Origin of the sequence: Pseudomonas sp. Colony2 (assembly GCF_019382755.1) — a bacterium.
In the GTDB taxonomy this organism is placed as follows: Bacteria; Pseudomonadota; Gammaproteobacteria; order Pseudomonadales; family Pseudomonadaceae; genus Aquipseudomonas.
Genome location: NZ_CP080030.1, coordinates 6,935,364 through 6,956,398, shown reverse-complemented (window position 1 = coordinate 6,956,398; position 21,035 = coordinate 6,935,364). Strand labels below are relative to the sequence as shown.

Below are 21,035 nucleotides of genomic sequence, written 5' to 3'. Positions count from 1 at the left end.
ACATGGGTTCCGAATCAGGGCGATTGTCCGCATATGACGGCTATTTCCCGTAAAAGGTCAGTCCATCGCTTCGGCCAGCAACCGGATGGCGGTCGCGCCGACCTTGCGTACAGCCTCTTCAATCTGCGGCGTTGGTTTGGCAGCGTAGTTCATGCGCAGGCAGTTCCTGTACTTGCCGGAGGCGGAAAAGATACTTCCCACTGCAATCTGTACACCTTCATCCACCAGCAGCCGGTTGAGTTTCAGGGTATCGAAGCCTTCCGGCAGTTCCACCCACAGCATGAAACTGCCCTGGGGGCGGCTGGCGCGGGTGCCCGCCGGGAAATAGCGGCTGACCCAATCGAGCATCAGGTCGCGATTGCGCTGGTATTGCGTGCGCATCCGCCGCAAATGTGGCTCGAAATGTCCACCTTTCAGAAACTCGGCAATTGCGATCTGCGGCTGGGTCGCGGTGGAGCCGGTGCTGATGTATTTCATGTGCAGCACACGCTCCAGATAGCGACCGGGTGCGACCCAGCCAATCCGCAGGCCGGGTGCGAGGGTCTTCGAGAAAGAGCTGCACAGTACGACGCGGCCATCCTCGTCGAAGGACTTGATGGTGCGTGGCCGCGGGTAGCTGTAGGCCAGTTCGCCATACACGTCGTCTTCGATGATCGCCACGTCAAAGCGCTGGGCCAGGGTCAGCAGTGCGCGTTTGCGCGACTCCGGCATGATGTAGCCCAGTGGGTTGTTGCAGTTGGGGGTCAACTGTATGACTTTGATCGGCCATTGTTCCAGTGCCAGTTCCAGCGCTTCCAGGCTGATACCGGTGAGTGGGTCGGTGGGGATTTCCAGGGCTTTCATGCCCAGGCCCTTCAGTGTTTGCATGGCGCCGTGGAAGCTTGGCGAGTCGACGGCAACGATGTCGCCGGGCTCGCAAATGGCGTGGATGCTGGCAGACAGGGCCTCGTGGCAGCCGGTCGTGATCACCAGGTCCTGGGGCGTCAGTTGGCAGCCTGAATCGAGCATCAGGCGGGCAATCTGTTCACGCAGGTCCAGGTTGCCGTGGATAGTGTCGTAATACAGCCCCGGCATGTCCTGGCGCCGACTGATCCGAGCGAGGCTGCGTAGCAGGGGTTTCATGGTCGGCGACAATACATCCGGCATGCCCCGGCCCAACTGTATGGCGTCTTTGCGTGGCACCGCGCGGATCAGCTCCAGCACTTGGTCCCACTGGGAAATTTCCACCGGGCGCTGGGCCGGGCGGCCTACGGCGGGCAATGCCGGCAAGTCGCGGCCCACCGGTACGAAGTAGCCGGATTTGGGTTTGGGCATCGCCAGGCCGTTGTCTTCCAGTACGCGGTAGGCCTGCTGCACGGTGCTCAGGCTGACCCCATGCTCCACACTCAAGGCCCGAACTGACGGCAATCTGTCGCCCGGGCGATAGAAGCCCTGCTCGATGCGCGTGCCCAACAGTTCGGCGAGGTTGACGTATAGGGTCATGGCGGTGCTTCCCGGTTACCAGTACAGATAGGCTGAAAATACAGGATTCAGCGGCCGATAGGCAGTATCTGTATGGATTTAATACAGGGTGGTTGAATCTGTCATGGTTTTACGCGCCGGCTCATCCTACGTACTCATGGCAACACGTTAATGAGGGGCAGGAAAATGAGCGGTATGAGCGATGTACGGTTGGCGTTACACAGTCAGGAACTGGAAGCCGGGCAGGAGCGGCGCATGGCGGCGCGTACCAAGGCCCCCACATTCAGTTCATGGGCGTTGTTCTGGCACCGCATGCATACGCGCAAAACCTTGCTGGAGCTGACCCCCGAGCAACTGCGAGACGTGGGCCTGAGTGCCGAGCAGGCGCGCCGGGAAGGCTTGAAGCCCTTCTGGCGCGGCTGATTCAGACCAGTTCTTTCAATCGGTGCCAGAGCATTCCCAGCGCCAGCAGCGGCGAGCGCAAATGCTTGCCGCCCGGGAAAGTGATGTGCGGCACCTTGGCAAACAGATCAAAGCGCCCGCTTTGCTGGCCGCTGATGGCTTCGCCCAACAGTTTGCCTGCCAGGTGGGTGGCGTTGAGGCCATGGCCGGCATAGGCCTGGGCGAAATACACATTGGGCTGGTCGGCCAGCCGGCCAATCTGCGGCAGGCGGTTGGCGCCAATGCCGATCATCCCGCCCCACTGGTAGTCGATTTTCACGTTGGCCAGTTGTGGGAACACCTGCAACATTTTCGGACGCATATAGGCACCGATGTCCTTCGGATCCCGTCCGGAGTAATGGCAGGCACCGCCGAACAGCAAGCGTCGGTCGGCGGACAGCCGGAAGTAATCCACCGTCACCCGCTGGTCACACACCGCCATGTTTTGCGGCAGCAACTCGGCTGCCTGGACTTCGCTCAAGGGCTCGGTGGCGATGATGTAGCTGCCGGCGGGCAGCACCTTGCCGCTCAGATGCGGGTTGAGGCCGTTCAAATAAGCATTGCAGCCCAGCACCAGGGTCTTGGCGCGCACATTGCCCTGGGCGGTGTGTACGTTGACCTCCGGGCCGTAATCGATCCGCACCGCCTCGGAATGCTCGAACAACTGGACGCCCAACTGCTGTGCAGCGGCTGCCTCGCCGAGAGCCAGGTTCAGCGGGTGCAGGTGGCCGGAGCCCATGTCGATCATGCCGCCAACATAGCGGTTGGAACCGATCACGCTGCGCATTTCGCCCGCTTGCAGCAGGCGCACTTCATGGCGATAGCCAAGGCCTTGCAGCTCTTCGGCGTCGGCGGCCAGGTGTTCCAGGTCGCGGGGTTTGTTGGCCAGGTCGCAGTAGCCCCAGGTCAGGTCGCAGGCGATCTGCGAACGTTCGACCCGCTGGCGCACGATTTCCACGGCTTCCAGGCCCATCAATTTCATCTGGCGCACGCCCTCGGTGCCGATGACGTTGGTGAACTGATCCAGGCCATGACCGACGCCACGAATCAGTTGCCCGCCATTGCGCCCGCTGGCGCCCCAGGCAATCTTGCGGGCTTCCAGCAGGACCACGCTGAAACCCCGTTCGGCCAGTTCCAGAGCGGTGTTGAGCCCCGAAAAGCCGCCGCCGACCACGCACACATCGGCCACGATTTCACCTGTCAGCACCGGATAATCAGGCTGCGGGAAACTGCTGGCGGCGTAGTAGGAATTGGCGTGCCGGGCGCTGGCGGTCATGGGGAGCATCCCTGTTTGGAAAATTTGACGCAGGATACAGCGGTCGGGCGAAGCTGTCTCACCGGGGGCTTTTAGGGCAGAATCCACGCCTATTCGCCGTTCGGTCCCTGTGTCGATGAGTTGCAACAGTCAGAAAGTCAACGCGCTGCGCCGGCAGATTCCCTCGTTCGAGTGCGTCCCGGGTTGCCACGACTGCTGTGGGCCGGTGACCACGTCCCCCGAGGAAATGTCGCGCCTGCCGCGCAAGACCGCTGCCGAGCAGGAAGCGGCGATGGACGAACTCAACTGCGTGCACCTTGGCCCCAATGGCTGCACCGTGTACGACGAGCGCCCGCTGATTTGCCGCTTGTTCGGCACCACGCCGACCTTGCCATGCCCCAACGACCGCCGCCCGGTGGAGTTGATCCACCCACGGGTGGAAAAGCAGATTCATGCGTACATGGCGTCGACGCGTCAGGTATTGGTCTAGCGGATGTCCCCGCTCCCACATTGGCCTGTGGTGCTGTCTTAATCCGGGATCGGCAGGTTCAGGCTCTCTTTCACCTCTTCCATCACGATATAGCTCTTGGACTCCCGTACGTGGGGCAGCTTGAGCAGGATATCGCCGAGCAATTTGCGGTACGACGCCATCTCCGAAATGCGCGCCTTCACCAGATAGTCGAAATCCCCCGACACCAGGTGGCACTCCAGCACGTGGGGCAGTTTCAGCACGGCGCGTCGGAATTCTTCAAAGGTGTCGCCGGACTTGTAGTCGAGGCTGATCTCGACAAACACCAGCAGGCTGCCCTTCAAATGCTGCGGGTTGAGCCGGGCGTTGTAGCCCATGATGATCCCTTCGCGCTCCAGGCGCCGGACCCGCTCGGTGCACGGCGTGGTCGACAGCCCGACCTTTTCCCCCAGTTCAGTAAACGAAATTCGCCCGTCGGCCTGCAGGATGCGCAGGATGTTGCGGTCGATCTTGTCCAGCTCCCGCTTGGTCTGAGTGTTGGTCCGCATAGGGGATGCTCCTCCGTGAAAAGGGTTTTTGCCGAGAATTGTCGCCAAATATAGGCAGTTATATAGTGAAATGCACTGGTGATTGCTTTTTATACTGCCCACATCTTTGTGCTGAACAACAAACGTCAGCGGTCAAGCCGTGATGAGGGAATAAAAATGCGCGTTCTGGTCTTGGGTAGCGGTGTCATTGGCGTGGCCAGTGCCTACTATTTGGCACGAGCTGGTTTTGAAGTGGTCGTGGTCGACCGTCAGCCGGATGTGGCCATGGAGACCAGTTTCGCCAACGCCGGGCAGATCTCGCCGGGCTACGCCTCGCCATGGGCTGCGCCGGGTGTGCCGCTCAAGGCTATCAAATGGTTGCTGGAGCGCCATGCGCCCCTGGCGATCAAGGCCACCGCCGATATCGACCAGTACCTGTGGATGGCGCAGATGCTGCGCAACTGCACCGCCAGCCGTTATGCGGTGAACAAGGAGCGTATGGTGCGCCTGTCCGAATACAGCCGCGATTGCATCGACGAGCTGCGTGCCGAGACCGGCATCGCCTACGAAGGGCGCACTTTGGGGACTACCCAACTGTTCCGTACGCAGGCTCAGCTGGACGGTGCTGCCAAGGACATCGCGGTATTGAAAGAGTCCGGTGTGCCTTACGAGCTGCTGGACCGCGCCGGGATTGCCCGCGTCGAGCCGGCCCTGGCGAGCGTCACCGATATTCTTGCCGGTGCCCTGCGCCTGCCGAACGACCAAACCGGCGACTGTCAGATGTTTACCACCCGCCTTGCCGACATGTGCAAGCAACTGGGTGTCGAATTCCGCTTCGAGCAAGATATCCAGCGCCTGGACTACGCCGGTGACCGGATCAACGGCGTGTGGATCGACGGCAAGCTGGAAACTGCCGACCGCTACGTGCTGGCCCTCGGCAGCTACTCGCCGAAATTGCTCAAGCCGCTGGGAATCAAGGCGCCGGTGTACCCGCTCAAGGGTTACTCGATGACCGTGCCGATCACCAACCCGGCGATGGCCCCGACCTCGACCATTCTCGATGAGACCTACAAGGTCGCGATCACCCGTTTCGACAACCGTATTCGCGTCGGTGGCATGGCTGAGATAGCCGGTTTTGACCTGTCGCTGAACCCGCGTCGGCGGGAAACCCTGGAGATGATCGTCAACGACCTTTATCCTCAGGGCGGTGATTTGAGCCAGGCCAGTTTCTGGACCGGCCTGCGCCCGACCACGCCAGACGGCACGCCGATTGTCGGTGCTACCCCGTTCAAAAACCTGTTCCTGAACACCGGCCACGGCACCCTCGGTTGGACCATGGCCTGTGGCTCTGGTCGTTTGCTGGCCGATTTGATGGCGAAGAAAACCCCGCAGATCAGTGCCGAAGGCCTCGATATTTCCCGTTATGGCAACCACCAGGAGTCCGCAAAACATGTCAATCCAGCGCCAGCTCACCAATGAGCGCATGAGCCAGATCGTTGTTCACAGCGGTACCGTGTATCTGGCAGGGCAGGTCGGCGACGACATGAGTGCCGGGATTGAACAGCAGACCCGCGAAACCCTCGTCAATATTGAGCGTTTGCTGGACCTGGCCGGTACCGACAAGACCAAGCTGCTGTCGGTGACCATCTACCTGAAAGACATTGACGCCGATTTCGCCGGGATGAACGCGGTATGGGACAAGTGGCTGCCAAAAGGCGTCGCGCCGGCCCGTGCCACGGTTGAAGCGAAACTCTGCGAACCGGAAATCCTGGTGGAGCTGTCGGTTGTGGCCGCTCTGCCGTAAGCAAAAAATCCTCTCCCGGTGCCTGCGTTGTCAGCGGGTACCGGTTTTTTCTTCCCACCGCCGCCTAGAAGCCTGCCGCCATGCGTCCTGCCCGTGCCCTGATCGACCTCCAAGCCCTGCGCCATAACTACCAACTGGCCCGTGAAGTCACGGGTGGGGCCAAGGCCCTCGCCGTGATCAAGGCCGATGCCTACGGCCACGGTGCCGTGCGCGTTGCCCAGGCGCTGGAAGCCGAGGCGGACGGGTTTGCCGTGGCCTGCATCGAGGAAGCGCTGGAGCTGCGGGCCGCCGGGATTCGCGGGCCGGTGCTGTTGCTCGAAGGTTTTTTCGAAGCCGACGAGCTGCCGCTGATCATCGAGCATGATTTCTGGTGCGTGGTGCATTCGCTGTGGCAGCTGGACGCGATTGAACAGGCGCAACTCAGCAAGCCGCTGACCGTCTGGCTCAAGCTAGATTCGGGCATGCACCGTGTTGGCTTGCACCCCAAGGATTATCACGACGCTTACCAGCGCCTGCTGGCCAGCGGCAAAGTCGCGAAGATCGTGCTGATGAGCCACTTCGCCCGCGCCGATGAGCTGGACAGCACCAGCAGCGAAGAGCAAGTAGCGGTGTTTGAAGCGGCGCGCCAGGGCTTGTCGGCCCAGGTCAGCCTGCGCAACTCGCCGTCGGTGCTGGGCTGGCCGAACGTTTCCAGTGACTGGGTACGCCCGGGCATCATGCTCTACGGCGCCACGCCGTTTGGCGAAGACCAGGCCATCGCCGCGCGTTTGCAGCCGGTGATGACCCTCGAATCGAAAGTCATCTGCGTACGTGAACTGCCGGCCGGCGAACCTGTGGGCTACGGCGCCAGGTTCATCACCCCGAAACCGATGCGCATCGGGGTAGTTGCCATGGGCTACGCCGACGGCTACCCGCGCCACGCACCCACCGGCACCCCGGTGCTGGTGGCCGGCCAGCGCAGCCAGTTGCTGGGCCGTGTGTCGATGGACATGCTGTGTGTCGACCTGACCGACGTGCCCCAGGCCGGGCTCGGTTCCACCGTCGAATTGTGGGGCAAAAACATCCTCGCCAGTGACGTTGCCACCGCCGCCGACACTATTCCGTACCAGATCTTCTGCAACCTGCGCCGAGTGCCACGGCTCTATTCCGGCGCTTGAGCGGCACCCACGAATGGCAGATCCCGGGATTTAGGCCAAAGTGTTGTAAATACTGAACGCTGTCGCCATGATAACGCTCAATTACAACAACGCCTGAATCCTAGGAGGCTCCTGCATTGGACGTCGGCGAACGACTGCAATCCATCCGTAAACTGAAAGGTCTTTCCCAGCGTGAGCTAGCCAAGCGCGCGGGCGTCACCAACAGCACCATTTCGATGATCGAAAAAAACAGTGTCAGCCCCTCCATCAGCTCCTTGCGCAAGGTGCTGGGCGGCATTCCCATGTCGATGGTGGAGTTCTTTTCCGAGGAGATCCTCCAGGAAAAACCGACCCAGATCGTCTATAAAGCCAATGAGCTGATCGATATCTCCGACGGCGCCGTCACCATGAAACTGGTGGGCCGCGCGCATCCGAGCCGGGCGATTGCGTTCCTCAACGAGATCTACCCGCCAGGTGCTGATACCGGCGAAGAGATGCTCACCCATGAGGGCGAGGAAACCGGGATCCTGGTGGAAGGTCGCCTGGAGCTGGTGGTCGGCCTTGAAACTTTTGTGCTCGAAGCCGGCGATAGCTACTACTTTGAAAGCACCAAGCCGCACCGTTTTCGCAATCCGTTCGAAGTGCCGGCGCGACTAATCAGCGCAGCCACACCCGCGAACTTTTAAGAAAAGAGGCGTCCTGCCTATGTCGCAGAGACGCCCGTAGCAGCATTCTGTCTTGCTGAATCTCCCCTTGGTTAATAGGGTTGTTTCGGCGGGGCGGGCTAACCGTTATACTTTCGCCGCCTGCGAAACCGTGGCCGCAGGCGTGAATAGCCACCATTGAGGGTGAACGCGTGAACCTAATTATGAAAATGCTGGCTGCACCAGCAACCGTACTGGCCCTATGGGCTGTCAGCGCTCAAGCTGCGACCAATGATGAAATTGCCAAGCGCCTGGAGCCTGTAGGCCAGGTGTGCGTCCAGGGGCAAGAGTGCAAGGGGATGGAAGTGGCAGTGGCTGCGGGCGGCGGCGGCGGTGCGAAATCGCCGGATGACGTAATCGCCAAGCACTGCAACGCTTGCCACGGTACCGGCCTGTTGGGCGCACCGAAAATCGGTGACACCGCCGCCTGGAAAGACCGCGCGGACCATCAGGGTGGCCTCGATGGCCTGCTGGCCAAGGCCATTACCGGTCTGAACGCCATGCCGCCAAAAGGCACCTGCGCCGATTGCTCGGATGCCGAGCTTAAAGGCGCGATCGAGAAGATGTCGGGTCTGAAATAAACCGATCTTCGCCAAAAGAGCCGCTGACCAGCGGCTTTTTTGTGCCCGCGATTTGCCTTTTGAGGCTGTTCTTTGCAGCAAAGACCCGGCAAGCTCGGTCCAACCCCAATTCATGGAATGTTCGGGAGAAGTCGGATGGTGCAGTTGTGTTCAATCGAGCAAGCAGTCGACGACGTACTGGCACGGCTGCCGGCGCATATTCACATGGGCATGCCCCTGGGCCTGGGCAAACCCAACCTGTTCGTCAACGCGCTGTACCGGCGTATCGCCAAGTTGCCGGACCGGGCGCTGACCATCTACACAGCCCTGGCCCTGGGTCGCCCTACCTTGGGCGATGGTTTGCAGAAGCGCTTTCTCGAGCCCTTTATCGAACGGGTCTTCGGTGACTATCCCGAGCTGGACTTCCTCGCCGCACTGCGCAAGGACAGCCTGCCGTCGAACATTCACGTGCAGCAGTTCTTCATGCAGCCCGGCAGTTTGCTTCACAGCCTTTCGGCGCAGCAGGATTACGTCAGCAGCAACTACAGCCACGCTGCCCGTGATATCAATGCCGCCGGCCTGAACCTCGTCGCGCAATTGGTGGCCAGCAGCGCTGAACATCCGGATCGCCTGAGCCTGAGCTGCAACCCCGACATCACCCTCGACCTGTTGCCGATGATCGCCAAGCGCCGCGAGGCCGGTGAAACCATCCTGGTGGTGGGCCAGGTTCACAGTGATTTGCCCTACATGCCCGGCGACGCCGAGCTGGGCATGGATGAGTTCGACTTCCTGATCGACGAGAAGGACAGCACCACGCTGTTCTCCACCCCGAACATGCCGGTGGGTTTCCAGGATCACTTTATCGGTTTGCACGCCAGCACCCTGGTGCGCGACGGCGGTACCTTGCAGATCGGCATCGGCTCCATGGGCGATGCACTGACTGCGGCCTTGCTGGCGCGCCAGGCCGATAACGAGGCGTATCGCCTGTTGCTCACCGACCTGGATGTGTACCAATGGGCACCGCTGATCAGCCACGAAGGCGGAGTCGCGCCGTTTGCCCGTGGGCTGTACGGTTGCAGCGAAATGTTCGTCAATGGCCTGCTGGTGCTGGCCGATGCCGGGATTGTGCGGCGCAAGGTATACCCGGACGTCGCGACCCAGGAGCGGGCCAACGCCGGCACCCTGGACGAAGCGGCACAGACCGACGGCATCTCTGTGCATGGCGGCTTCTTCCTCGGGCCTCGTAGCTTTTACGAGCGTTTGCGGGACTTGCCACAGAGCAAGCGCCTGGAATTCAACATGACCCGCATCAGCTACATCAACGAGCTGTACGGCCAGGAAGAACTCAAGCGTTTGCAGCGCCTGGATGCGCGCTTCATCAACAGCGCGTTTACCGTGACCCTGTTGGGCGCGGGCGTGGCCGACCAGTTGGAAGACGGCCGCGTGCTCAGCGGTGTTGGCGGGCAATACAACTTTGTCGCCCAGGGCCATGCGCTGGAAGGCGCGCGCTCGATCCTGATCCTGCGCAGCTGGCGCGAATCGGGCGGCGAGGTCAGTTCCAATATCGTCTGGGAATACGGGCACTGCACGATTCCCCGGCACCTGCGAGACATCGTCATCACCGAATACGGCATCGCGGATTTACGCGGGCAGACTGATGCCAGGGTGATCGAGGCGCTGCTGAATATCACCGACTCACGGTTCCAGGAAGACTTGATCGAGCAGGCGCAAAAGGCCGGGAAGTTGCCGAAGGATTTCCAGCTGGATCCGCGGTTTGCCGACAACACGCCGGAGCGTTTGCAGGGGATTCAGGCGCGGCATCCACGGCTGTTCCCGGAGTATCCGCTGGGCAGTGACTTCACGGATGAAGAGCGGGATTTGTTGCGGGCGTTGAACTGGCTCAAGAGCAAATTCAAGCTGACGGAGATTCTGGAGCTGGGCAAGGCGGCGCTGGATGCACCGGAGCCGGAAGCGTTTCCCGAGCATTTGGTACGGATGCGACTGGATAAGCCGGAGGGGTTGAAGGAGGACCTGTACCAGCGCCTGTTGCTAGCGGGCCTACAAGCTACCGCGCACTAGAAAACACAGGAGATCAAATGTGGGAGCGGGCTTGCTCGCGAAAGCGGTGGATCAGTCGACCTATCCGGTGACTGACACACCGCTTTCGCGAGCAAGCCCGCTCCCACATGTTTAACCGTGCCCGCACCGATTACTCGATAAAGGTCACAACCCCACCCGCCAACGACTGCACCCGCGCCAGCGACTCAACCCGGTAACCCTGGGCATCCAGCTCCGCACGGCCGCCCTGGAACGACTTCTCGATCACGATCCCCAAACCTGCAACGGTCGCGCCGGCCTGTTTGATGATCGAGATCAGCGCCTGGGACGCCTTACCGTTGGCCAGGAAGTCATCGATGATCAGCACGCGGTCGCTGCTGGTCAGGTGGCGCGGGGAAATCGCCACGGTGCTTTCGGTTTTCTTGGTGAAGGAATACACCGTCGCCGACAGCAGGTTTTCGGTCAGGGTCAGGGACTGTTGCTTGCGGGCGAAAATCACCGGCACGCCGAGGTTCAGGCCGGTCATGATCGCCGGTGCAATGCCCGAGGCTTCGATGGTGACGATCTTGGTGATCCCCGAATCCTTGAACAACGCAGCAAACTCGTCACCGATCAGTTTCATCAGCGCCGGGTCGATCTGGTGGTTCAGAAAGGCGTCGACCTTGAGTACCTGATCGGAAAGCACGATGCCTTCTTCGCGAATTTTCTTGTGCAGTGCTTCCACGAAAGCTTCCTCTGTTGGCGCAACACGCGCCGAAAGTAGATTAAAAAGTAGTCGATTCTAGCGCTTTAACATCGCGCGTATATCCGCCAGTGCGGTGTTGCCGCGAACGGCTTTGACTTCGGTCGGTGTGTCGTCGTTGCCTTCCCAGGCCAGGTCGTCCGGCGGCAGTTCGTCGAGGAACCGGCTGGGGGCACAATCGATGATCTCGCCGTACTGCTTGCGCTTGGCGGCAAAGGTGAAGGCCAATGTCTGACGCGCGCGGGTAATGCCCACGTAAGCCAGGCGCCGTTCTTCCTCGATGGTGTCGGCTTCGATGCTGGAGCGGTGCGGGAGGATTTCCTCTTCCATGCCCATGATGAACACGTAGGGGAATTCCAGGCCCTTGGACGCATGCAAGGTCATCATCTGCACGCCTTCGGCGCCGTCTTCCTCTTCCTGCTGGCGTTCAAGCATGTCCCGCAGCACAAGCTTGCCGATGGCGTCCTCGACGGTCATCTCGCCTTCTTCGTCCTTCTCCAGGGTATTTTTCAACGCCTCGATCAGGAACCACACGTTGCCCATGCGGTAATCGGCAGCCTTGTCGCTGGAGCTGTTGGTGCGCAGCCAGTTCTCGTAGTCGATGTCCATGACCATGCTGCGCAGGGCGCTGATCGGGTCTTCGCCGGCGCACTGCTCGCGCACCTTGTCCATGAAGCGCTTGAAGCGCGCCAGGCGGTCGGTGAAACGAGTGTCGAGGTGCTCGCCCAGGCCGATTTCGTCGGTGGCGGCGTACATCGAGATCTTGCGTTCGGTGGCGTAGTTGCCGAGCTTTTCCAGGGTAGTCGAACCGATTTCCCGGCGTGGGACGTTGATCACCCGCAGGAAGGCGTTGTCGTCGTCCGGGTTCACGATCAGCCGGAAGTAGGCCATCAGGTCTTTCACTTCCTGGCGTCCGAAAAAGCTGTTGCCGCCCGACAGGCGATAAGGAATCTGGTGGTGCTGCAGCTTCAGCTCGATCAGCTTGGCCTGGTAGTTGCCGCGGTACAGGATCGCGAAATCGCTGTAGGGCCGGTCGGTACGCAGGTGCAGGGTGAGCAGTTCGACGGCCACGCGCTCGGCTTCGGCGTCTTCGTTGCGGCAGCGGATCACGCGGATCTCGTCGCCGTGGCCCATCTCGCTCCACAGTTGCTTTTCAAACTCGTGGGGGTTGTTGGAGATCAGCACGTTGGCGCAACGCAGGATGCGGCTGGTGGAGCGGTAGTTCTGCTCCAGCATCACCACTTTCAGGGACGGGTAGTCGTCCTTGAGCAGCATCAGGTTTTCCGGGCGGGCGCCGCGCCAGGCGTAGATCGACTGGTCGTCATCGCCCACCACGGTGAACTGGTTGCGCTTGCCGATCAGCAGCTTCACCAGCAGGTATTGGCTGGCGTTGGTGTCCTGGTATTCGTCCACCAGCAGGTAGCGGACTTTGTTCTGCCACTTTTCGAGGATGTCGGCATGTTCCTGGAACAGCTTCACCGGCAGCAGGATCAGGTCGTCGAAGTCCACCGCGTTGAACGCCTTCAGCGTGCGCTGGTAGTGGGTGTAGACAATGGCGGCAGTCTGCTCCTTGGGGTTGCGCGCAGCTTCCAGGGCTTCGGCGGGCAGGATCAGGTCGTTTTTCCACGAGCCGATCATGTTCTTGATCTCGTCGACGCCGTCGTCGCCCGCGTATTCCTTCTGCATGATGTCGGTCATCAGCGCCTTGACGTCTGTCTCGTCAAAGATCGAGAAGCCCGGCTTGTAGCCCAACCGCACGTGTTCCTTGCGGATGATGTTCAGCCCCAGGTTGTGGAAGGTACACACGGTGAGGCCACGGCCTTCGCCACCCTTGAGCAGGGTGCCGACGCGCTCTTTCATTTCCCGCGCCGCCTTGTTGGTAAAGGTCATGGCGACGATGTACTGGGCACGGATGCCACAGCTCTGGATCAGGTGCGCGATCTTGCGGGTGATCACGCTGGTCTTGCCGGAACCGGCACCGGCGAGCACCAATAGAGGGCCGCCGACGTAGTTCACGGCTTCTTGCTGCCGGGGATTGAGTCGGGACATACGAAATTCAGGAGGTCATTGATCAAAAGGGCGGGCATTTTAACAGGCTGGCAAGATTCTGCTGCCTCTGAACGACAGTGTGACGTACCACTCGATCTAAATTTGCCGGTTTTGTTACTTTGCCGCAGGATGTGCAGGGTATTTAGGACTATTGTTCGGTCTAGAGCTGCACAGTGCGCATTTGATAACCCATATCATTGGTCATTATCGGGGCGCACGTCATAATGCCCGCCGCCAACGAAATTTTGCAGAGTCTAGGGAGCTAGCTTGTCTACGCCTGTCGAACCCTTGCGTTTGCTGCTACTGGCCGATGAGCCAGCGTGGGCAGCGTTATTGCGCGAGTGCCTGGCGCCGATGGGCGACGGAGCTGTGCTGATCAGCGCGCCAAACTGGGAGTCTGTGAGCAACCTGTTCGACGACGATCACAGCGCGGTGCTGTTGACCACGGCCAACCTTCAGCCCGGCCCCGGTCGCTGCAGCTTGCCAACGGTATTGCTGTTGGAAGAGGAACCCCTGGTTTCACCCCTCGGCGTCAGCGACTGGCTGATCCTGAATGCATTGGATGTCGATACATTGCGCCGTTGCCTGCGGCATGTGCGCGAGCGCGGTGTACTGGAAAACACCCTGCAACGCCTGGCCGAACAGGACCCGCTGACCGGTATCGCCAACCGCCAGGGCTTCCAGACCCTGCTGACCGCCCGCCTGGCGGAAAACGAAGGCCGTGGCGTTGCCCTCGGCCACCTCGACCTGGACAACTTCCGTCACGCCAACGACGCCCTCGGCCACCAGGCCGGCGACCGGCTGATCCTGCAAGTGGTCTCGCGGCTCAAGAGCCAGCTGGAGGCCGGCGATCAACTGGCGCGCCTGGGCAGCGACGAATTTGCCCTGCTGATCGACACCCGCCGTGCGCCCCAGCGCGCCGAATGGATGGCCGAGCGCATCGTCGAAGCCATGGCCGAACCCTATTGGGTCGATGGCGAAAGCCTGCTGATCGGTTGCAGCCTCGGCGTGGCCCATGCCCGCGCCAAGGCTGGCGCCGACCCGTTGATGTGGCACGCCCACATCGCCATGCAGCAAGCCAAAAGCACCCAGGGCTGCACCTTTCATATCTTCAACGAACGCATCAACCGCAATGCCCGCAGCCTCGCCGACCTTGAGAGCGAACTGCGCCGGGCGTTGCGCCGTGACGAACTGGAACTGCATTACCAGCCCCGCCTGGACCTCGACGATGGGCATATCGTCGGCCTGGAAGCACTGGTGCGCTGGCGCCACGGTGAGCGCGGCCTGTTGCCGCCGAGCGAGTTCGTGCCGCTGGCCGAGCAGAGCGGCTTGATCGTGCCGCTGGGCTACTGGGTGATTTCCCGGGCCCTGCGCGACATGCAGGACCTGCGCGAACGCGGGATTGCGCCGTTGCACATGGCGGTCAACCTGTCGTTCCGCCAGTTTCAGGACAGCCAACTGCTCAGCACCCTCAGCCGGCTGATTGCCGAGCGCGGCGTGGAAGCCCAGTGGCTGGAATTTGAGCTGACGGAAACCGCCGTGATGCGCCGCAGCGACCTGGTCAAGCAGACCATGGATGCGCTGGGCCGCCTGGGTGTGCGCTTTTCCCTGGATGACTTTGGCACCGGCTTTTCGTCGTTCGTGCACCTCAACAGCCTGCCGATTGCCTTGCTGAAGATCGACAAGAGCTTTGTCGGCGGCATGGAAGAGCGCGAAGAGAATCGCAAGCTGGTGCACGCCATGATCAACCTGGCTCATAACCTGAACCTGGAAGTGGTCGCCGAGGGCGTGGAAACCGCCGAGCAACTGGCGTTGCTGCGGTTGTTCGGCTGCGATCAGGCCCAGGGTTACCTGATCAGCAAGCCGTTGCCGTTGGCGGAACTGGTGGACTACCTGACGTTTGGTGACAGCCAGGAACTGGTGGGCGGCGTGATCTGATGTTGTGAACCCGATCAAAAATGTGGGAGCGGGCTTGCTCGCGAATGCGGTATTTCAGCCAACCAATTCATGGCTGACCCACCGCATTCGCGAGCAAGCCCGCTCCCACATTTGACCGAGTAGAGTCATTACTCCGGCTGCGCGGCTTGAAATCCTTGGTGGGTTTCAGGCTCCTGGCGAATCATCCGCTTCATCTTCCGTTCAAACGCCCAGGTCAGGCTGACTGCCGCGCACGCCAGGCCCAGGGCCAGGCCCCACCAAACGCCCGTCGGCCCCCAGCCGAGATTGAACGCCATCAACCATGCGGCCGGTGCGCCGATCAGCCAGTAGCAGCCCAGTCCGACCAGGAAGGTGGTCTTGGCATCCTTGAGTCCGCGAATACAGCCCATGGCGATGGTCTGCACGCCGTCGAACAGCTCAAACCATGCGGCCACCGCCAGCAGGCTGACGGCGAGGTTGATCACGTCGCGAAACGCCGGGTCATGCTGGTCGAGGAACAGGCTGATCAGTGGGTGCGAGAACAACCACAGCACCGCTGCAAAGCCCAGCATCACCACTGCGCCAAAGCCTATGCCAACTCGCCCGGCCAGCCGCGCTTCCAGCAACTGCCCGGCACCATAATGCTGGCCGATACGCATGGTGATCGCGTACGACATGCCCGCCGGCACCATGAACGCCACCGACACGATCTGCAGGGCGATCTGGTGCGCAGCCAGCTGCGTGCTGCCCATAGTGCCCATGCACAGCGCGGCGAACGCAAAGAGCCCGACTTCCACCGCATAGGTGCCACCAATCGGCAGGCCCAGGCGCCACAGTTCCCGCAGGTAGTGCAGGTTGGGCCGCAGCAAACCCTTGCGCAGCGGATACGCGTCGTAGGCACGGTTGTATTTGATGTACCAGATCAGCGCCAGGGCCATGCAGTTGGCAACGATGGCGGTGACCAGGCCAATGCCCACCAGCCCGAGTTTCGGCAGGCCGAACATGCCTTCGATCAACGCGTGGTTGAGCAGGTAGTTGATCACCGTGCCGCACAGGCTGATCACCATCACCGGCGTGGCCTTGCCGATAGCGCTGGTGAAGCCGCGTAGCGCCATGAACGTCAGGTAGCCGGGCAGGGCGAACGGCAGGATGGTCAGGAACTGGCCGGCGGACGCGACGTTGGTTTCGGTCTGGCCGAACATCAGCAGCACTGGCTTGAGGTTCCACAGCAGCAAACCAGCCACCAGCGCCATCAACCAGGCCAGCCACAGCCCGGCCTGGGTCAGGCGGGTGGCGCCCTCGATGTCGCCGGCGCCCTGGCGGATCGCGACCAGCGTGCCCACGGCAGCGATCACGCCGATGCAGAAAATCGACACGAACGAATAGCTCGCCGCACCCAGGCCTCCGCCGGCCAGGGCCTCGGGGCTCAGGCGGGCCATCATCAGGGTGTCGGTCAGCACCATCAGCATGTGGGCCAACTGTGAGGCAATCAGCGGCCCTGACAGCCGCAGAATGGCCCAGAGTTCGGTACGTGCCGGATGCTGCATGATCATCACGCTCAAAAAGTCAGGGAAGGGTGGAAGGGTTGATTCTCGGCGCCCACAGCACATTGCACAAAGGGATAAATCCGATGGTTCGCATGATTAAAACTCATGCCTGAATGATTCTGGTAGGGTTTCGATATTGCGCCGTCGGAGTTTTCGCCATGTCTCGTCGTCTTCCTCCTCTTTACGCCTTGCGCGCGTTTGAAGCTGCGTCCCGCTACAACTCGTTCACCCGGGCGGCGGAAGAGTTGTCGATTACCCAAAGTGCGGTGAGCCGGCACATTCGTACCCTGGAAGAGCATTTCGCCTGCCGCCTGTTCCAGCGCAGCGGCCGCACCTTGCAACTCACCGAGGCAGCGCGCCTGTTGCTGCCGGGCGTGCGTGAAGGCTTTGCGGCCCTGGAGCGCGCCTGCCATACCTTGAATGCCGAGGACGACATCCTGCGCATGAAGGCGCCGTCCACCCTGACCATGCGCTGGCTGCTGGCGCGGCTCAGTCGCTTCCGGCACCTGCAGCCGGGCAATGAAGTGCAACTGACCAGCGCCTGGATGAGCGTCGATGAGGTGGATTTCAACCAGGAACCATTCGATTGCGCGGTGTTGCTGAGCAACGGGCATTTCCCGCCGGACTGGGAAGCCAGCTACCTGTTTCCGGAGTTGCTGATTCCGGTGGGCGCGCCGAACCTGTTGAGCGACGGACCCTGGGACGTTGCACGCCTGGCCTCTGCCGAACTGCTGCACCCGACGCCGGACCGGCGTGACTGGCGCAACTGGCTGGAGCGCATGGGGCTGTCATCCCAGGTTTCGCTCAAGGGCGGGCAGGTGTTCGACACCTTGGAGTTGGGCATGATCGCCGCCGCCCGAGGGTACGGCGTGTCCATGGGCGACTTGCTGATGGTGGCCGAAGACGTGGCCCAGGGCCGCCTGAGTCTGCCATGGCCCACCGCTGTGGCCAGTGGGGAAAATTACTATCTGGTGTGGCCGAAGACCCGGCCGGGTGGCGAGCGTTTGCGACGGCTGGGTGACTTTCTCCAGGGCGAAGTGCAGGCCATGGAATTGCCCCAGGTCGAGCGCCTCGACTGAGTGGATTGCGCACCGGCCAGCAATCGTTTGCGCGATACCCCTGTGATTCGCTCAAGTATTGAGCCTGCCCGCCGAAGTAGGGTTGTTGGAACTACCGTTCTGCAACGTTTCCCCTATTAGAATTTTGCCGAGCAGCGCTATGAGATCAGGATGATCCTGGCCTCGGCCAGGAGCCTTCATGTCTCAACCTCGCGCCCGGATTGCCTCTCAACTGGGGCTTGCCCTCGCCGTGATACTGGCTGTCGTCATCAGCGGCAGCACGGTATTCGCGTTGCGTTCGCTGGATTCCGCCAACCTCGACACCCGCGAGGAGCACCTGGCCAGCGAGGCCCGCTTGCTGGCCGACCAGCTCAATACCTTCCACAGCACCTTGCGCGAAAGTACCCAGCGTTTGAGCGGGCTGTTTGAAAAGCGCTTCAGCGCCGGCTTGAGTACGCGCCCTGAGCAACCGGTGACGGTGGCGGGCGTGCAGACGCCGGGCCTGTACCTGGGCGAGGAAGTGCTCAACAACAACTTCGCTGAAGTCGATGAGTTCAAGCAGATGTCCGGCGGCGTGGCGACCTTGTTCGTACGCAGCGGCGAGGACTTTATCCGCGTCAGCACCTCCCTGACCAAGCAGGATGGCAGCCGCGCCATCGGTACGGCGCTGGATCACCAGCATCCGGCCTATCAACGCTTGCTGGGCGGACAGGGCTACGTTGGCCGCGCGGTGTTGTTCGATCGCTCCTACATGACCCAGTACAGCCCGGTGCGGGACGCCAGCGGCAAAGTGATTGCGGTGCTGTTTGTCGGCTTCGACTACACCGATGCGCAGAACGCCCAGTTCGACAACCTCAAGCGTTTCCGCATCGGCCAGACCGGTTCCCTGGCGCTGCTGGACGAACAGAAGCACTGGCTGGTACCGCCCGCTGGCGTGCAGGCGCTGGATCAGTCGATTCCGGTGATGCTCGACCTGGCCGCCAAACCTGGAAAAGGCCGTTTCTGGAGCGACAAGAACGAAGACTTCTACAGCGTTGCCGTGCCGTTTGAAGGCGGCCCGTGGTCGGTGGTGGCGAGCATGCCGAAAGCCGAAATTCGCGCGGTGACCTGGTCGGTGGGGATTCGCCTGGCGATCGGCAGCTTGCTCGCGATGCTGCTGGCGGTGGGCGCGGCGGTCTGGTTGCTGCGCAGCAAGTTGCAGCCGTTGGGCGACCTGGTGCGTCAGGCCGAAGCCCTGGGCGCCGGTGATTTGAGCGCACGGCTGAACGTTTCCAGCCATGACGAAATCGGCCAGTTGGCCCGCAGTTTCAACCAGATGGGCGAAGCGCTGTCGACCATGGTGTCGCATATCCGCAAGGCGGCTGAAGACGTGAACAGCCGCGCCCAGGCACTGTCGGGGTTGTCCGGCGGTGCGTACGAAGGCATGGAGCAACAGTCCGGCGAGATCACCAGCATGGCCGGCGCGGTGGAAGAGTTCAGCGCCACCTCGCTGAATATTGCCGACAACATGGGCAACACCGAACGCCTGGCCCAGGACAATGCCCAGCAAACCAGGATCGGCCGCACCTCGATGCAGGAAGCTTCGTCGTCCTTGGAACACATCGCCACCGCGCTGAACAGCACGGCCACGGTGATCAACACTCTGGGCCAGCGCTCCCAGGAAATCGGCGGGATCGTCGGGGTGATTACCGCGATTGCCGAACAGACCAACCTGCTGGCGCTCAACGCCGCCATCGAAGCGGCGCGGGCCGGTGAGCAGGGGCGCGGGTTTGCGGTGGTGGCCGATGAAGTGCGCAACCTCGCATCGCGCACTCGTCAGGCCACGGATGAGATTTCCGGGATGATCCAGAGTATCCAGCAGGAAACCGGCAACGCCATCAGCACCATGGAACAAGGCAACGTGCTGATGCAGGAAGGCCTGGCTCGCAACGCTGACGTCGCCTCTGCGCTGGCGCGGATCGACGAGCAAAGCCGCTCGGCGGGCCAGCAGTTTGCGGCCATTACCACAGCGACCCAGGAGCAGAGCAGCACGGCGACCCTGCTGAGCAGCAACTTGCAGAGCATCGCCCTGGCCAACAGCGAGCAGCGTGAAGTGGTGTCCAACCTTGCGATCACCGCCAAGGAACTGGAGACCCTGGCGGCGGGCTTGCGGCATGAGGTTGACCGGTTTCGTTGATTGACTGTTCGGGCCTCATCGCGGGCAAGCCCGCTCCCACAGTTGACCGTGTTGTTCTGGAGTACGCGGTCCACTGTGGGAGCCGGGCTTGCCCGCGATGACGGCCGACCCGACGCGTCAAACGTCGGATCGGTCGCCCAGCCCCGGGTCCACACGCTTGCCAATGTCCTTGAGTCGCGCCAGTTGATCAACCATCCCTGGCGCTTCATCCAGGCTGCTGACAAAGGTCCACAGGTAAGTCATCACCGCATACACATGGCCGGCCTTGACCGCCGGCGACAGCGCCAACTGGCTGATGGCGACCACAAACAGCAGTGCCGCCAGCGTACCGATAAACAGGAACGCGGCAGCCTCGCGGTCCGACAGCCAGATCCGCAGGCGTGACAACACCTGGTAGTGGCGCCGCAAGGTCTGCGCGCCGACCTTTTCCACCAGGCCGATTTCCTTTTCCAGGCGGTCATTCAAGCGCTCATGCAGCTCCTGATTGCGCCGGGCGAAACGTGGCAACAAGGTTGTGCACAGCACCAGCGCCGTCAGGCAGGCCAGGCCGATCCACGGCTCGATCACCAACAGCATCACTGCCGCACCGACGATCGACACCAGCGCCGTCGCGATGATTGGCACGTGTTTTTCGAAAAAATCCACAAAGTCCCGCGCCAACACTACCCGCGCCGCTGCCCGTGAGGTGCTGTGGTTTTGCAGGCGCTGGTTGAGAATCACCGGCACCGCAAGGTCCGCGTAGATGCGGGTGAAGGTGCGCGTATCCAGCGCCCGTCGCGCCGCCCCGACCACCCAGAACGCCAGCACCACGGCGGCGTAGAACAGCGCGCTGCCGGCGTCGCCGCGGATAATTGAGTCCACCGCGAACCCGGCAAACAGCGGGTAGGCCAGCAGCAACGCGTTTTCCAGGGCTACCAGCGACAAGGTGCAGAACAGCTTGCCGGGATAAGCCCTGGCGATCGCCTTGAGGGTTTGGCTGGCGGATTGTTGCCCGATCTTTTTGCTCTCTTCGATCAGGATCTGGGGTGTTACGGATGACATGGGGTGCACCGAGAGTGAGATAAACGCTATTATTGAGCGACTGCTCAAGTATCCTTGAGCGACCGCTCAAAAAGCAAGCGCCGTCGATCT

General features: G+C 61.6%; 18 protein-coding genes. 11 read left to right on the top strand and 7 right to left on the bottom strand.

The annotated features are described in order from the left end of the window. Positions 1-57: 57 nt before the first annotated feature. Complete coding sequence (locus tag JV201_RS28655; RefSeq protein WP_008439421.1) at positions 58-1,482, bottom strand: PLP-dependent aminotransferase family protein; 1,425 nt, start codon at positions 1,480-1,482, stop codon at positions 58-60. A 165-nt stretch (positions 1,483-1,647) separates the two neighbouring features. On the opposite strand from JV201_RS28655, the gene JV201_RS28650 reads away from it, so the two are divergent. Next, entirely contained in the window at positions 1,648-1,884 is a 237-nt protein-coding gene (locus tag JV201_RS28650; protein WP_219406298.1) for a DUF1127 domain-containing protein, read from the top strand. Position 1,885: 1 nt separating this feature from the next. Here JV201_RS28650 and JV201_RS28645 read toward each other — a convergent pair whose 3' ends face one another. Beyond that, positions 1,886-3,178, bottom strand: a complete 1,293-nt coding sequence (locus JV201_RS28645) for an FAD-binding oxidoreductase (RefSeq protein WP_219406297.1) — start codon at positions 3,176-3,178, stop codon at positions 1,886-1,888. 115 nt (positions 3,179-3,293) lie between these two features. Between JV201_RS28645 and JV201_RS28640 the strand changes: the two genes are divergently transcribed. After that, positions 3,294-3,647: a YkgJ family cysteine cluster protein gene (locus JV201_RS28640; RefSeq protein WP_003208747.1), complete on the top strand. Its 354-nt coding sequence runs from the start codon at positions 3,294-3,296 to the stop codon at positions 3,645-3,647. A 38-nt stretch (positions 3,648-3,685) separates the two neighbouring features. On the opposite strand, the gene JV201_RS28635 is transcribed toward JV201_RS28640, so the two are convergent. Then, the gene (locus tag JV201_RS28635; protein WP_003206849.1) at positions 3,686-4,174 is read right to left on the bottom strand and encodes an Lrp/AsnC ligand binding domain-containing protein; all 489 of its coding nucleotides are present in this window, start codon (positions 4,172-4,174) and stop codon (positions 3,686-3,688) included. Between the two features lie 156 nt (positions 4,175-4,330). Here JV201_RS28635 and dadA point away from each other — a divergent pair, with 156 nt between their 5' ends. The 6 genes from dadA (at position 4,331) to JV201_RS28605 (ending at position 10,436) form a co-directional block, all read left to right on the top strand. Next, entirely contained in the window at positions 4,331-5,632 is a 1,302-nt protein-coding gene (gene dadA / locus JV201_RS28630; RefSeq protein WP_219406296.1) for a D-amino acid dehydrogenase, read from the top strand. Then, on the top strand, positions 5,604-5,957 hold the full coding sequence (locus JV201_RS28625; protein WP_003208752.1) for a RidA family protein: 354 nt from the start codon (positions 5,604-5,606) through the stop codon (positions 5,955-5,957). Before dadA ends, JV201_RS28625 begins: the two co-directional genes overlap by 29 nt. Positions 5,958-6,037: 80 nt before the next feature. Further along, positions 6,038-7,114 (top strand): alanine racemase, encoded by a 1,077-nt coding sequence (gene alr / locus JV201_RS28620; protein WP_102370158.1) that lies wholly within the window; start codon positions 6,038-6,040, stop codon positions 7,112-7,114. 116 nt (positions 7,115-7,230) lie between these two features. Then, a complete protein-coding gene (locus JV201_RS28615; protein ID WP_003208755.1) occupies positions 7,231-7,779 on the top strand; it encodes a cupin domain-containing protein in 549 nt (182 codons plus the stop codon). 182 nt (positions 7,780-7,961) lie between these two features. After that, the gene (locus tag JV201_RS28610) at positions 7,962-8,378 is read left to right on the top strand and encodes a cytochrome c5 family protein (protein ID WP_003208757.1); all 417 of its coding nucleotides are present in this window, start codon (positions 7,962-7,964) and stop codon (positions 8,376-8,378) included. Between the two features lie 135 nt (positions 8,379-8,513). Next, a complete protein-coding gene (locus tag JV201_RS28605) occupies positions 8,514-10,436 on the top strand; it encodes an acetyl-CoA hydrolase/transferase C-terminal domain-containing protein (protein ID WP_003208758.1) in 1,923 nt (640 codons plus the stop codon). Positions 10,437-10,566: 130 nt separating this feature from the next. Here JV201_RS28605 and JV201_RS28600 read toward each other — a convergent pair whose 3' ends face one another. Continuing rightward, the gene (locus JV201_RS28600; protein ID WP_008439415.1) at positions 10,567-11,139 is read right to left on the bottom strand and encodes a xanthine phosphoribosyltransferase; all 573 of its coding nucleotides are present in this window, start codon (positions 11,137-11,139) and stop codon (positions 10,567-10,569) included. A gap of 57 nt (positions 11,140-11,196) precedes the next feature. Continuing rightward, positions 11,197-13,206, bottom strand: coding sequence for a DNA helicase Rep (rep, locus tag JV201_RS28595; protein ID WP_008439414.1), 2,010 nt, complete (start codon positions 13,204-13,206; stop codon positions 11,197-11,199). A gap of 267 nt (positions 13,207-13,473) precedes the next feature. On the opposite strand from rep, the gene JV201_RS28590 reads away from it, so the two are divergent. Then, the gene (locus JV201_RS28590; RefSeq protein WP_008439412.1) at positions 13,474-15,144 is read left to right on the top strand and encodes a bifunctional diguanylate cyclase/phosphodiesterase; all 1,671 of its coding nucleotides are present in this window, start codon (positions 13,474-13,476) and stop codon (positions 15,142-15,144) included. Positions 15,145-15,272: 128 nt separating this feature from the next. On the opposite strand, the gene JV201_RS28585 is transcribed toward JV201_RS28590, so the two are convergent. Then, entirely contained in the window at positions 15,273-16,676 is a 1,404-nt protein-coding gene (locus JV201_RS28585; protein ID WP_102604065.1) for a NorM family multidrug efflux MATE transporter, read from the bottom strand. Between the two features lie 152 nt (positions 16,677-16,828). Between JV201_RS28585 and JV201_RS28580 the strand changes: the two genes are divergently transcribed. Further along, complete coding sequence (locus JV201_RS28580; RefSeq protein ID WP_003208769.1) at positions 16,829-17,749, top strand: LysR substrate-binding domain-containing protein; 921 nt, start codon at positions 16,829-16,831, stop codon at positions 17,747-17,749. A 178-nt stretch (positions 17,750-17,927) separates the two neighbouring features. Continuing rightward, positions 17,928-19,904, top strand: a complete 1,977-nt coding sequence (locus tag JV201_RS28575) for a methyl-accepting chemotaxis protein (RefSeq protein WP_008439409.1) — start codon at positions 17,928-17,930, stop codon at positions 19,902-19,904. 117 nt (positions 19,905-20,021) lie between these two features. Here JV201_RS28575 and JV201_RS28570 read toward each other — a convergent pair whose 3' ends face one another. Next, positions 20,022-20,945 (bottom strand): ABC transporter six-transmembrane domain-containing protein, encoded by a 924-nt coding sequence (locus JV201_RS28570; protein ID WP_219406295.1) that lies wholly within the window; start codon positions 20,943-20,945, stop codon positions 20,022-20,024. Positions 20,946-21,035: the final 90 nt, after the last annotated feature.

What these genes read in the sequence shown, in the direction of transcription:
- JV201_RS28635 (WP_003206849.1), bottom strand. Translation starts at nt 4,174, where the DNA reads ATGCGGACCAACACTCAGACCAAGCGGGAGCTGGACAAGATCGACCGC.
- JV201_RS28605 (WP_003208758.1), top strand. Translation starts at nt 8,514, where the DNA reads ATGGTGCAGTTGTGTTCAATCGAGCAAGCAGTCGACGACGTACTGGCA.
- JV201_RS28655 (WP_008439421.1), bottom strand. Translation starts at nt 1,482, where the DNA reads ATGACCCTATACGTCAACCTCGCCGAACTGTTGGGCACGCGCATCGAG.
- JV201_RS28575 (WP_008439409.1), top strand. Translation starts at nt 17,928, where the DNA reads ATGTCTCAACCTCGCGCCCGGATTGCCTCTCAACTGGGGCTTGCCCTC.
- JV201_RS28570 (WP_219406295.1), bottom strand. Translation starts at nt 20,945, where the DNA reads ATGTCATCCGTAACACCCCAGATCCTGATCGAAGAGAGCAAAAAGATC.
- JV201_RS28645 (WP_219406297.1), bottom strand. Translation starts at nt 3,178, where the DNA reads ATGACCGCCAGCGCCCGGCACGCCAATTCCTACTACGCCGCCAGCAGT.
- JV201_RS28640 (WP_003208747.1), top strand. Translation starts at nt 3,294, where the DNA reads ATGAGTTGCAACAGTCAGAAAGTCAACGCGCTGCGCCGGCAGATTCCC.
- JV201_RS28610 (WP_003208757.1), top strand. Translation starts at nt 7,962, where the DNA reads ATGAAAATGCTGGCTGCACCAGCAACCGTACTGGCCCTATGGGCTGTC.
- dadA (WP_219406296.1), top strand. Translation starts at nt 4,331, where the DNA reads ATGCGCGTTCTGGTCTTGGGTAGCGGTGTCATTGGCGTGGCCAGTGCC.
- JV201_RS28650 (WP_219406298.1), top strand. Translation starts at nt 1,648, where the DNA reads ATGAGCGGTATGAGCGATGTACGGTTGGCGTTACACAGTCAGGAACTG.
- alr (WP_102370158.1), top strand. Translation starts at nt 6,038, where the DNA reads ATGCGTCCTGCCCGTGCCCTGATCGACCTCCAAGCCCTGCGCCATAAC.
- JV201_RS28580 (WP_003208769.1), top strand. Translation starts at nt 16,829, where the DNA reads ATGTCTCGTCGTCTTCCTCCTCTTTACGCCTTGCGCGCGTTTGAAGCT.
- JV201_RS28625 (WP_003208752.1), top strand. Translation starts at nt 5,604, where the DNA reads ATGTCAATCCAGCGCCAGCTCACCAATGAGCGCATGAGCCAGATCGTT.
- rep (WP_008439414.1), bottom strand. Translation starts at nt 13,206, where the DNA reads ATGTCCCGACTCAATCCCCGGCAGCAAGAAGCCGTGAACTACGTCGGC.
- JV201_RS28585 (WP_102604065.1), bottom strand. Translation starts at nt 16,676, where the DNA reads ATGATCATGCAGCATCCGGCACGTACCGAACTCTGGGCCATTCTGCGG.